The organism is Devosia sp. A369 (assembly GCF_054489345.1).
Map to the genome: position 1 here is coordinate 78,910 of NZ_JBTMWV010000011.1, position 12,029 is coordinate 90,938.

Here is a 12,029-nt window from a genome sequence, read left to right on the forward strand (position 1 = left end):
CTTTTTCTCAGGTGAAGACGTCAATAGGAAGCATACGTTACAAAATACAGGGACTGGTATTTGACCATATTTATTGGGGCTTATTGCTAAAGCCTAAAGTCATCCCATATTTATAGAGTCTTTGAAGTTTTGGGGCTTGGGATCCTGAATGCACGACCTCTTTGCAAGGGACGCCACATTCAATTTACCCGAGATGGTGTCCGGAAGCGGACACGTCGCAGGCAATCTAATAAAGCGTCTGTCAGCAGCGGCTCGAACGGTGCCAGTCAAATGGTCGGAGTTGCCTAATGATGCCGGCTACAAATGCACTATTAAGGGCGGCCTGTCGTATGCCGTGGTGTCGAGAGATACCACATCTCTTCAGCATACCGATGCCGTCCTAAAGGTTGAGGACGCGTCGACCATAGAGTCGGCACAGAATTGTAAAGGGCGTTGGATACTTCCAAAGCCTCGCCGCTTCGCAGCTATGGAGCCATCGGAGATTGCTGTTACAGATGCCACTCTGGCATCCTGGGAAGATGCTTTTCAGCTTCGCTCTGAACGCTATGAGGGCGGCGAGTTGCTACGGTCCGGACTGCGTGCGCCTCAGGTTGGGGCCATACAAGCCGTATTGTCTCACTGGAGCGTCTCGACGCGCCCAGGCACGGTCGTCTTGCCGACTGGCACAGGCAAGACCGAAACGATGCTGGCGCTGCTAATCATGGCCCAGATTCCCCGCCTTTTCGTTGTGGTGCCGAGCGATGCACTTCGGACCCAAATCGCGGGGAAGTTTCTGAGTTTGGGAGTCCTGAAGCAGTCAGGTTGCCTGCGCGATGACGCACTTGAACCTACAGTGGCCGTTCTCAAGCATGCGCCTAAGACCAAAGAGGATTTGGAAAAGCTCCTTTTCAGTTCGCACGTGGTGGTCGCGACCATGGATGTTGTGAACGCCCTGGCCGCAGACTTGAAGCAGGCGATTGCCGATTGGGCCAGTCACCTGTTCGTCGACGAAGCCCACCATATCGCGGCCAAGAAGTGGCGGTCGTTTAAGCAGCACTTCGGTCAGCGGATTGTTTTGCAGTTCACGGCTACACCATATCGCCGCGACGAAAAACGTGTCGATGGCAAGCATCTCTATTCCTATCCGCTCAGGAAGGCCCAGCAGGAGGGATACTTCAGGCCTATAACTTTTGTGCCTGTCATGGGTTTCAGCCAAGGTAGCATCGATGATCAGATCATCGAAAAAGTAGCTGCGCAGCTCGACAACGACTGGGCGGCGGGACATCCGCACCTGGCCATGGCCAGAGTGCGATGGATACACGATGCCGAGGCGCTGCACCTGAAATACCAGGCCAAGTTGGGCCGCTACAACCCGCAGATCATCCACAGCAAGATGAAGCCATCCGAGCGCGAAAAGGCCATCCAGCGCATGCGCTCGGGAGAGGCCAAGATCATCGTGTGCTGCGACATGCTTGGTGAAGGATTTGACCTGCCGGAACTCAAGGTCGCCGCGCTGCACGACAAGCACAAGAGCGAAGCGATTACGCTGCAGTTCATCGGCAGGTTCACCAGAACACGTCAGGATCTGGGTGAGGCAACCGTTATCGCCAACGTTGCAATGGATGATGTCCAAGACCGATTGAAGGCACTTTATGCCCAAGACGCGGACTGGAACCATCTCCTGAACGTCGTGGGAGCGCCAAAATCATACGAAGCGCGCCGGCGAGAAGAAATCATCGATCGTCTGGCGTCTCCTCCTGAGTGGTTCCAGGTCGAAAATCTCCAGCCGAGAATGAGCACCATCGTATACCAGACCGACTGCGAGGAGTGGTCGCCAGACGATATAGAAGGTGCCCTCGGCAATAGCACCAGCATTGTGGATGGGCCCAGTGTCGCTGCTGAGGAGAGGTTGCTCTTTGTCGTGACACGCGACGAGGCAGCGCTGGCTTGGACAGACATGAAATATCCACGGGACGTGGAATACAATCTCATAATGGCATTCTGGGATGAGGAGCGTGACCTTCTTTTTATAAACACGTCCCGCAAGAAGGACCTCCACGAGGCTTTGGCCAAGAAGCTGGCGGGGCCCACGGCAAAGCGGATCGAAGGCGAGACTTCTTTTAAGGTGCTGCACGGCTTCGAGCGCTTGCTCCTGTCGAACCTTGGGCTCAGCGAGACCCAGCGGAAGCCAGTGCGGTACTCGATGTTCATGGGAAGCGACATCGCCGAACAACTTAACGCCTACGCAGGGACAAGGACCAAGAAGCTCAATAACCTTTTCGGTCAGGGCTACATCGATAAGGTCGACGTGGATGAGGAAGGCGAGCCGCTCGGGACCTCGCGCGTCCGCGGAAACATAGGGTGCTCGATCAAGGGCAAGATATGGGCACACGGTACCTCCAATGGCCCTGGCCGTTGGATGGATTGGTGCCGGCTGCTTGGAGAGAAGCTCAAGGACCCCGCAATCACCACCGAGGGGATACTTCGGAGTTTGGTCAAGGCAGTCGTCCAGAAGGTGATGCCTATTGGGAAGGTGCCTCTGGCGATTGACTGGCCGGAGGAATTCCTAATTGCCAGCGAAGACAAGGTGACGATCCGTATTGGTGATCTCGAAATTCCGTTCTTCGAATGCGAGATCGGCCTTGATGCGCACACCACCGAAGGTGGGATAATTTTCCATGTCGGCAGCGAGGACGCCTCGGCGAGATTCGTCCTCAACATTGAGAATGAGCGAGCGACCTTCGCCCAGACTTCGGGTGAGATCGTTATGTTCGTCAAAGGGAAAACAGAAAAGCAGCTGACCGAGACATTCAATGAGGACCCGCCGCACATCTATATGGCAGACGGCGATGTTTTGGTCGGGTCATCGCTTCTGGTCGTGCCGAAGCGAGAAGATCAGTTCCCGTTCGATATTGATCTCATCCGGGTTGGCGGTTGGGAGGGGGTCGACCTCAGCGTTGAATCCCAAGGCCTCGAACGAAATCCGGTTTCCATTCAACGACGGGTTATCGAATCGATCGCCGAGGATCCGATTGGCTGGGACGTGATTTTCGATGATGATGAAGCTGGTGAGATCGCTGACGTGGTGGCACTGAAGCTCACCCATGAGAACAAGCTGATCATCCACCTCTTCCACTGCAAGTATGTGCCAGGCGGCAAGGTCAGGGCACAGATCCATGATCTCTACGAGGTATGCGGCCAAGCCCAGAAGTCGGTTCGGTGGGCGGAGCAGCTGGGCGAACTCCTCAAGCATATGCAACGAAGGGAAGGCAAGAGGCGAGACGCGGGAAAGACGTCTCGGTTCCAGAGAGGAGACCCAAGCACACTGATCGGGTGGATCAACAGGTGGCAGCAGATCCGGCCGGAGTATCGAGTTACTTTGGTGCAGCCGGGGTATTCGAAGGCCGGGGTCCAGCCGTCGCATCTAGAGCTTTTGGCTGCCACCCAGAGCTATCTCATGGACACCTACAGGATCGGCTTGGATGCTTGGTTCAATGACTGATCCGCTGGCTAACGGATCGACCCAGATTCTTTTGGAAATCCACCATATCGACCCGCACTTGCTTGGAAAATCGACCCATGGCTTTTTGGCACATTGAGTAATTTCAGAGGTTTAAGCGACCCATCAAGTTTTGGTCCCGACAAGGACTTAGCTGTTTTCGGGTCGCCGCTGCGGTCTGTGGTTTGCAGTCGGTTTGCAAAATCTGTGCTGGTTGCGTTCTCGAACTTCTCGATCGCAGCACTCGCAAGAGTGCCCGTCCTGGCCAGGTATTTCTCTAGGATACCATGCACGGACTTAAGGGCATGACCGGTGATCGAAGCGATCTCGGGCACGGTGCAGCCTGCCTCAGCGAGCATGGTGACAGCCGTGCCTCTAAGGTCATGGAAGTGCAAGTCATCGATCCCGGCCGCCTTGCTTGCTGCCTCCCACTGCGCCTTGAAATAGCGTGCCGACCATGGCTTCCCGGTCTTCGTCGCCAGAACCACTGCAGACGTCCGAGCCATTGCGTCCAGCATACGCTTCAGCGTGACCGTGCAGGTGACGGTGACGCGCTGGGACCCCTTATTTTGGCGCAGGCTGATAGCCTTGCCATCATAGTTGGTCCAGACGAGCTTACGTAGGTCGCCTTGGCGCTGACCGGTATGAAGAGCCAGGATCAGGGCGCGTTGCATTTCAACAGGCGCAACCTTCATGAAGGCCTCGATGTGCTCCGGTAGCCAGAGCTTGTCCGAACGATCGCTCCTGTGAAGCCGCTTGAACCCGGTAATATGGTTACTGAACACGCGGCCGTTGTCCACGCCCCAGGTGAGCATGGCCGACACCACGCTCAGCCGGTTGTCGGCCTCGCGCTCCCCCGAACTGCTCGCGACCGCCGAGCGCCACTGGAGGAAATCACCGCGTACGCGAGGGTCTTCCAAAGCAGCCAACGGCATGTCGGCGAACGCGGCCTCGACCCGGCTGAGCATGCGCCGGTATTCCTTCTGTGTGCTCTCAGCGCGCTTCTTGAATTCGGGCGAGAGGGTGTAATCGCGGATTAGCCCTACGAGAGTGCCCTTGCGCTTCTGCATCTGTGACTGCTCGGCGTCCGCGTAGTCGCGCACGAACTCGGGCGACCCTGGTGGGCCATTGAGTCGCCGGCCGGTAGCTCGATGATAGTAGTAGAGGGCCACCGTCCCGCCTGCGAGCGTCTTCCGGACGGTGTTGATGCCTTTTAGGTTAGCCCTGACCACGAGCGGCGCTCCAAGTATCGTACGCATTGGTTGCCGGCTGCAGCGCTAACTTCGACGGAAGGGCGCTCGTCCGATCCAAGTAGTAGTCTAGGGCAGTCTTGTCCCAACGACGGATGCGGCCGTAGGGCAGCGCGGAGGGTAGCGTACCCGCTGCGACGAGCTTGTCGAAGTGGCCGGAGCTGACGCCCATATAGCTGGCGGCCTCCGAGAGGTTGAACACGCGGCGCTGATCGAGCGGCAGGGCGTGGATGAGGCCGGCGATCAAGTTCATGGGGGAAGCCTTTCTTAGCTACTCTCATTGTAGCAAGTGGCCGACAAAGTGATTAGAAAATTTTTCTAATTTCCTGAAGTGCGTCTTCGCGAGTTTGCATTCAGCGGATTTCGATCTGCGTCATCACCGCGGCGATCGGCTGATGGACCCAGTATTCGAACCGCCTCCGGCCGGTGACCCGCTCGATCGCACGGGCGTATAGCGACACCTGTCCGGCGAACGCGCGGAGTCTCGCTTCATCGATCGCCACCGAACCCGGGAAGCTCTTGTGGTCAATGATCGCGTAGCCGTCACCGAGATCGATCAGCAGGTCTAGACGACCCGACATCACCTGCGGCCCGTCCTCGGCGTGAACCGGCCATTCGCGGAGCACGGGTGCGCCGGCGAAACGCGTTCCCACGAATGCGTGCAAACGGTCGGCGATGGTGACGAGATCTGACGGCGCTACCTCCGGCACGCCCCAGCGCATGAGCGTCGCGCCCGCACGCGCCGTGCGAATTGCAATGTCGGCGGCCGGATCGTCGGCGGCGAGGAAGCGGTGGATAGCCTCGCCGAGTAGTTGCAAGTCGGGGGCGCCGACAAGCGGAATGCGAGTGCCGAGACTGTCGGTGGCCGCGATGGCCACGAGGAGGTTTACCTGCGCGTCTATGACACCGTCTCGGACGCGCGACCCTCGATTTGCAAATACCTGGCCTTCTACAATGGTCGGCGCCCGCACTCGAGCCTCGACCGCATGACCCCGGACGAAGCCTACTTCAATGCGCTGATGCCAATCCTGGCAGCGGCATAACCAAGGCCACAATCCACTTAGCGAACCCCCGCAGGCTGTTCAGACAAACCGAACCACCTCTCTGACGCGCAATCATGCCTCGATATCCGGCACCCATGGGAGCCTTGCAGAGCCGCAGCACTCTATGAGCTACGGCAAGGGCCTTGGAGGACCGCGCAGAACGTCCCATCGGATGCAGGAGCGTCTCAACAGCTTCCCGCGCGCTACCGGAGCGATCCCGTGCAACGTCTGTCTATAACAAAAGCATGTTCAACTGATCGAGACACGACATGCCTGTACGCAAGCCACACGTCGATAGCCGCCTCATCCCCTTCCTCGAAAAGAGGATCCTTGAACTCCGCCCTACTAAAAGCCAGCTCGAAATCGCCTCGGAGGCTGGGTTCACCAGCACCAACATGATGAGCCTCATCAAGTCGGGCAGCACTCGCCTGCCGCTCGATCGGGTGCCGGCATTGGCCAAGGCCCTTAATGTCGATCCCGCGCGCCTCCTTCAGTTGGCGCTCGAGCAGTGGGCCGGCTCTGCTGCTGCTCGCGCCTTCGATGCCATCTTCGAAACCATCGTAACGAGGAACGAGGTCGGCTGGCTGGAGGAAATCCGGGATGCGTCAGGCGGCAGCGACCCCGTCATCGCAACGCGTGCCCGTTCCGCAATCCGCGCCATCTTCGGTAAGTAGCCATGACCTTCATCGAAGCTACGAACCGCAGCCATCCGGGAGACCGGCTGGTTCGGATGATCTGGCAGATGGCCCTGACGTCGGGTGGCAAGCTGCCCACCCCGACGGTAGCGCGAGTGAACGCCATCAAGAGATTGTCGGCCGGGTGGCAGGCTGAGGACGTGGCTGAGGTCGCAGCACTCCATGATGCATAGATGGCCCACAGCGATCACCATCGGCAGTTCGGGCTCGTGGAGTTGGAAACCAACATGGATGGAGGAACAATCAACGCTTGGGGCCTTACACCACATCCTCGCGAGAAGCACCGAGCGGCTGGCGCTGCTGTTCTGGGTTGATGAAGATGGTGGCTGCGCCCGGGTGCTTTCCCTTACGCCTTGCCGGCCTCAATCGCCTCTTCTCCGTAGATCCGCGATAGGTCCTTACAACGCGCCGATATCGCGTCGACCAGGCGGTCAATAACCTCATGAGCGATGCCCTCGGACTTAACCGCTGCAGCGCAGTCCGATGCCGTGTCTGGCATGACGGCAACCTGGTGACGGGCTGTGCGGATCGTAAACTCGCCAGCCACCTTCGCCGCAGAGGCACAGCGTTCCCAATACCTGGGCATGATGCTGTTGAGTTCGTAGGTCTTGTCGACTTTCATCGCCAATTTCAAGTCACGCATCTCTGCTTGGACCTCGCCTTCGCCGAGGTGTGGCAAGATGCTCGAGATGTCATAGAGCGGTGCCAGCCTCGCCTCGCCCTTCGTGCCCAACAACATCGAATAGTTCTTTGCGTGCGCATCTGTGCCGCCAATCACCCAGTTGAAGATGTTTGCTTCCATAAAGGTCTGGCGATCTCGAATAGGGTCGATCGACGCCGACAGTACCTTGTTCGATATGGTCACGATGCCCGGGCCACCTTGGTTCTCATACTTGAGCGTGGGCATGACCGATAGCGCCTGGCACATGTCCTCTTGGTGGATGCGGATAGTCCTACTGTCGGTGGTTCGGCGGTCGTAGCGCTCGACGACGATCGCCTTCTCGCCGGCGAACTCAAGCACCTGGCTATGCGCTGCTTCCATACCCATCATGCGAGCGAGCTGCAGGCAGAAGTGCTCATTTTCAGTATGTCCGTTCAGGTGCGGCATGGGCGGCTTGAAGATGTGAGTAGTGGGTGTGTCACCCATTGGGATACCCCAGCGGCCGGTGAGCTTGTCGAAATGGAAGGCGGTCTTCGCCTGAGCACCTGCGAGGCTGAACTGTCCTGGGTCGCCAATCCGTCGCGTGGCAGCGCCGTTTTGGCGCAGTTCCTTCAAGCGCTCGCCGATCTGCTCATCGGTCAGGAGTTCGACACCCTCATCGCGGGAGATTTCGTCGCCGTGCGGAAGGAATTGCACGGCTCCAGCGCAGTCGCGTCCCACATTCTTGAGCAGCGCGAAAGGATTTCTGGCAGAGACTTGGAATCTCTGTGCCCATCTTGAGAGAGTCTGTTCATTGTCTGGCAGCAAACCCCACAAGAACGACTCGATTGCCTTTCCGTCGTAGGTATTGGCGATCGTTGGCATCGAGAGCGATAGGGGAATCGCTATTCGACCGTTCATCCATGCGTCGTCGTACGAGAATGAGAGCTTACCGCTCTGGAGTTGATGCAGCTCCCCGACTCGACGTCCGGAAATGTAGACATCAAGTATGTCGATGGGCTTCGATACCATAATCGCACCGTCAGAGTTTGTAGGGGGGAGTATCCTCGTCTTCTTCTGCCTCAGTGCCGCTAGGATGATCTACAGCGCTACTCGATGAGGCAGAAGGAAGTTTGTAGTTCATTTCCACGCCAAGCGTGGTGAGCGCCAGCAATACGCTGCCGATCTCTGCTGTAGGCTTGCCGTTCTCGACCCAAGATACCCAAGTCTGGGTGGTGTTCAGGAGCTTGGCCAGGGCGGCTTGGGATAGCGCGCGTCGATTGCGTGCTTCTCTAATCAAGATGCCGATGTCACGGGTGGTTCGGATTCGCATGTCATACTCCTCGACAAAACATTATATAGGTTCATATATTGCCTCAGTCAATATACGCTCGTATATAAATAGTGTTCATATATGTTCCTATATAGAGCTCTCTGATATACCATCATATATGCGGGCACTCGATCTATGACTGGATCCCCATGCCCAAGGTTCCAATCAATGACGCGTTTCACCAAGGACGCAGTCGAGCGCCATATCATACCCTTGCTGCGGAGATGGCCGACTAGCACGGGCCGATGTGTCGCCCATTTCTTGAGCGCCCGGCCTCGCGGCGCAGAGCTTCGCTTCGCTTGTGGCAGACGCGCCGTATTGCCAGCCAGGCGGCACCTGCCTGCTTCCATGAACTCCTTGAACCAGGTGCAATGCAGGCTCTTCTTCCTTGCGGCGCAACTCGGCGGTGCTGTTACGCCACGCAGGCCGTCCAGCACGATCCGGATCTCTCTTCAGCTGAAAAGTGCCGTCGGGTTACCCAGCGCGAGGTAGATTGATCTACCCATTTGGGTTCTTTAGTGGCCCTTCCCGCTATAACAAACGGCGATCCGAGCCATCCGCCGTTCCAACAAAATCGGTCAGGCTGGCATGCCTCAATTCTCCGTAGAACGCCTTGTTTTTTCGGAGTTGGTGGTACCCAGCAGAACCCATTGTCCAGTGTTCGGGAGTGTTGGGGAATGGGGTTGACCAGCTAGCAGGTGGGTTGAGCATCGGGAGAGAAAAGTTAGAAAGCCAATCGTCAATGAATGACATCGAAGCCTTGATTAGTACTACGCCCCATCCAGTCCCCACCGTGGCTACGCGCAGTAGACGCCAGGCGCGTGTAGCCAGCACGCTGGCGTGGCGCGACGCGACCCAGTTCGATCGTCTGGGTTTAGCTTACGAACTCATTCATGCGAGAGGCGGGGAGGTGATCACGCTTCGACTACACCTGGATGCCCTGATCCAGGTGACAGGGTCTGCCGATCCGGTGCGAACGATGAGCAGGCGCCTAAGCCGTGCATTTGCGCGAGCGGGGCTTCGGCTGCCGCATTACGCCTTCGCGCTTGAGGTTACCTCTGATAATCGCAATGAGCTGCATCTCCACGGTGCGGTCGATCTGGATGGTCTTTCGCCGGACGCCGTGAAGAACATTTTTCGCGACGCGGCAGGTCGCATAGAGGGTCGCGCAGGATCCCGGCAGGTTCAGCTCAAGAACTTTGACGTTTCCCGGGGTGGGCCCATTGGCTGGGCTGACTATACCAAGCGCGGAGCTGCACGGACTGCCCGAGAGATAGACCAGGACCGTGTGACCTATATCCATGACGATCTGCGCCGGTTGACGCGGATGGAATGGGAAGCCCGTCGCGCTCAGCGTCAGGGAACGCTAGACCGTTTCATTGATGGCTAGCCATACGTCCACCGCTGCCCGGGTGTCCGCAGATGTCACCCTTCTATCCCGGCCTATCGCGAACGGTAGGGAGGGGTCTAGGCGGCTGGTTCCCAGTTCATCCGCTAGTTGCCCATAAGAAAGGCTCCGGCGGTCCATGACCTCGGGGATGCGGCGCTTGGCCCAGTCCAGCAATCGTCCGTCGCTCGACCATGCGGCTGTGCTTGTAGTGGCGGGTGGCGCTGGGGGGAGCGAGATACCGGCCCAGGAGAGAAACTCGGACTGCTCCAATGGCGTCGCGCGAGACCAGGCATTCTTGAGCTCGTGGAGCCTCGTGCGATGCCCGCCAAGCCCAGCTCGCCGTCGTGCTTGCGCAACGTTCATCCGGCCGCCCTGAACCTCACGATAAAGAGCTGGCCAGTCCTTCTTAAGCCGCTGAAGGTAATATGCGTTATCTCTCTTGCCGGGCATTTGTGGCCACCTACGCCGCAATATTCGGCTTTCTGCACTCAGCTAAGGAGTCCGCTATAAAGTAAGCGTTAACCACCAAGGAATGCTCGATGCACGATCTCAACGAAATTCGCCGCCGTCTTATTCGCCTCACCGCCCTGTTGCCTCCGTGTCACTCGGCTGGTGAGGGACAGCGCGACTTGACTGACACCATCGTCAACTATCAGGGTCCTCTTTCCGTTGAAAAGGCGCGGGCCGAGTTCTGTAGGTCTCGTGGAGTCACCACTTACACGCTGTCCGAAATGCCGCGGTGGGAAAGCATCACCTTCCCCAAGCGTGCTGCAAAGGAGGCCGGATTGTTTGGGGTCTTTATCCGTTCGTCGGACCTTTTACGCTGGAGCGCCGAGGGTGGTGGACGCAATGCGTCCTACTACGTTGCTCTTGCGGACGCGCTCGATGCAGCACCGACCGCCCGCCCGGTAGTTGAGGACCCTTCTCGCCGGCATCTGCAGTTGCTTGAGGCTTGCCTTGAACTTATGGACATCTGCGAAGATGATAAGCACTATATCCCCGTAAACGGCCAGCTTGAGCTCATTCGCGTCACCGCCGACGCACTTCGTAAGGTCGAGCAGGGTCACGAGGAAATCTACCTCGGTGTCGACTACCCCAGCGACATGCTCCCCCAGCCGAACGAACCCGGTATCACTTCGAGTGCATTAGTGGGACTGGCCGGCAGCGCCCTCAACTGCGCAATGGAACGGGCCCAGTATATCTCTGCTTCTGAGAAAGTGCAGATCGAGATGGCGTTGAGCTACTACCCGGACGCTGAGGTTGAAGTCGAGGTGAACGTCCCCGGTGGGGGCGGATATACCTTCTGCGACCTGCAGTTGCTGGATGGTCCTGTTCCCCATCATATCATGTTGCCCGCCGACGGGGCTGTTCATTTGGACCACTATGGCGACCGGTCCAGGTTCTCGCCCGCCGTGGGAGAGTTCGAGTTCACTGTGCACCGTCGTGCGGCAGATATTGATGTCGAGGAGGAATACCCCGGCTTGTGCTTCCTAGTATCCGACCGGCTCACCTACACTGCAGACTACAATCCAGCTTAGTCAGCGGCGGCACTGCCGCCGGCTCTCTCGCTGCATGCAAGCAACCACACCGCCTTTGCGGCGCGAGATCGCGCCCACGCCCCTGCCTACCGGCCAAATGCTACAAGGGGGGGTAGGACGCTCATTGCCGAGTCAGGGGAGCTCTCCGGCAGCTATCCTGACTCGGGAGCTGCCGGGGAGCGCCCAAAGCCCTGCACAGGCGAGAGGGCTCCTCTGACTCAAAGCCCCCGTGAGCATCGACAGTTCCTACCAGCGGCACTCGCCGCTTCATGAGCACTATCCACCCAAATATGCAGGTCCGTCCTGCAGTCCGCTATAACTGAACCACTAAACATCGAGAGGTAATTGCCCGAGACCACCTACGACCGCTGAACAAGAATGCATGTGTCTTTTTCCCTATCCTCACCCTCATCCCCAGAGAAATCAATGACTATCCAGACCCAGGCGCCTACCAACAATTCTTTCATGGATCAGCAGGTCCGCAGCATCACCACGCTCCTCACCGAGGCGATAGAGAGCAGGGCGCAGTTTACTGTGTGAATAGCCCCGCGTTCTGTAGACACCTTCGGGGTTAGGTTTGGTGTCGTCGCTCGAACTCGACAGGTGAGAGCATACCATTGCGGGCGTGCTTGCGGGTCGGGTTGTAGAACATCTCGATGTAA

The 12,029-nt window shown here is 58.0% G+C and carries 10 protein-coding genes and 2 pseudogenes; 6 read left to right on the top strand and 6 right to left on the bottom strand.

The window, feature by feature from the left end:
• Positions 1-148 precede the first annotated feature (148 nt).
• Positions 149-3,481 carry a DEAD/DEAH box helicase gene (locus tag ACX3OZ_RS14520; RefSeq protein ID WP_459104757.1) on the top strand — a complete coding sequence of 1,111 codons (3,333 nt, stop codon included), beginning with the start codon at positions 149-151 and terminating at the stop codon, positions 3,479-3,481.
• Positions 3,482-3,489: 8 nt separating this feature from the next.
• On the opposite strand, the gene ACX3OZ_RS14525 is transcribed toward ACX3OZ_RS14520, so the two are convergent.
• The 3 genes from ACX3OZ_RS14525 to ACX3OZ_RS14535 all read right to left on the bottom strand — a co-directional run bounded on the left by ACX3OZ_RS14525 (position 3,490) and on the right by ACX3OZ_RS14535 (position 5,606).
• Positions 3,490-4,548: a tyrosine-type recombinase/integrase gene (locus tag ACX3OZ_RS14525; RefSeq protein WP_459104758.1), complete on the bottom strand. Its 1,059-nt coding sequence runs from the start codon at positions 4,546-4,548 to the stop codon at positions 3,490-3,492.
• 148 nt (positions 4,549-4,696) lie between these two features.
• Positions 4,697-4,981: an excisionase family DNA-binding protein gene (locus tag ACX3OZ_RS14530; RefSeq protein WP_459104759.1), complete on the bottom strand. Its 285-nt coding sequence runs from the start codon at positions 4,979-4,981 to the stop codon at positions 4,697-4,699.
• Between the two features lie 100 nt (positions 4,982-5,081).
• Positions 5,082-5,606, bottom strand: a complete 525-nt coding sequence (locus ACX3OZ_RS14535; RefSeq protein ID WP_459104766.1) for a hypothetical protein — start codon at positions 5,604-5,606, stop codon at positions 5,082-5,084.
• Here ACX3OZ_RS14535 and ACX3OZ_RS14540 point away from each other — a divergent pair.
• From ACX3OZ_RS14540 to ACX3OZ_RS14550, 3 genes and pseudogenes are all read left to right on the top strand, one after another.
• Positions 5,604-5,771 (top strand): annotated as a pseudogene (locus tag ACX3OZ_RS14540) (integrase core domain-containing protein); the annotation flags it as partial. The gene ACX3OZ_RS14535 and the pseudogene ACX3OZ_RS14540 sit on opposite strands and share 3 nt — an antisense overlap.
• A gap of 269 nt (positions 5,772-6,040) precedes the next feature.
• Entirely contained in the window at positions 6,041-6,445 is a 405-nt protein-coding gene (locus ACX3OZ_RS14545) for an XRE family transcriptional regulator (protein WP_459104760.1), read from the top strand.
• 2 nt (positions 6,446-6,447) lie between these two features.
• Positions 6,448-6,639, top strand: coding sequence for a hypothetical protein (locus tag ACX3OZ_RS14550; protein WP_459104761.1), 192 nt, complete (start codon positions 6,448-6,450; stop codon positions 6,637-6,639).
• Between the two features lie 173 nt (positions 6,640-6,812).
• Here ACX3OZ_RS14550 and ACX3OZ_RS14555 read toward each other — a convergent pair whose 3' ends face one another.
• The 3 genes and pseudogenes from ACX3OZ_RS14555 to ACX3OZ_RS14565 all read right to left on the bottom strand — a co-directional run.
• Complete coding sequence (locus tag ACX3OZ_RS14555; protein WP_459104762.1) at positions 6,813-8,138, bottom strand: type II toxin-antitoxin system HipA family toxin; 1,326 nt, start codon at positions 8,136-8,138, stop codon at positions 6,813-6,815.
• 10 nt (positions 8,139-8,148) lie between these two features.
• Positions 8,149-8,439 (bottom strand): helix-turn-helix domain-containing protein, encoded by a 291-nt coding sequence (locus ACX3OZ_RS14560; protein WP_459104763.1) that lies wholly within the window; start codon positions 8,437-8,439, stop codon positions 8,149-8,151.
• A gap of 308 nt (positions 8,440-8,747) precedes the next feature.
• Positions 8,748-8,974: pseudogene (locus tag ACX3OZ_RS14565) on the bottom strand (hypothetical protein); the annotation flags it as partial.
• 207 nt (positions 8,975-9,181) lie between these two features.
• Between ACX3OZ_RS14565 and ACX3OZ_RS14570 the strand changes: the two are divergent.
• Together ACX3OZ_RS14570 and ACX3OZ_RS14575 are read left to right on the top strand one after the other, a co-directional pair.
• Positions 9,182-9,829, top strand: coding sequence for a hypothetical protein (locus ACX3OZ_RS14570; protein ID WP_459104764.1), 648 nt, complete (start codon positions 9,182-9,184; stop codon positions 9,827-9,829).
• Positions 9,830-10,368: 539 nt separating this feature from the next.
• Entirely contained in the window at positions 10,369-11,367 is a 999-nt protein-coding gene (locus ACX3OZ_RS14575; RefSeq protein WP_459104765.1) for a hypothetical protein, read from the top strand.
• Positions 11,368-12,029 lie beyond the last annotated feature (662 nt).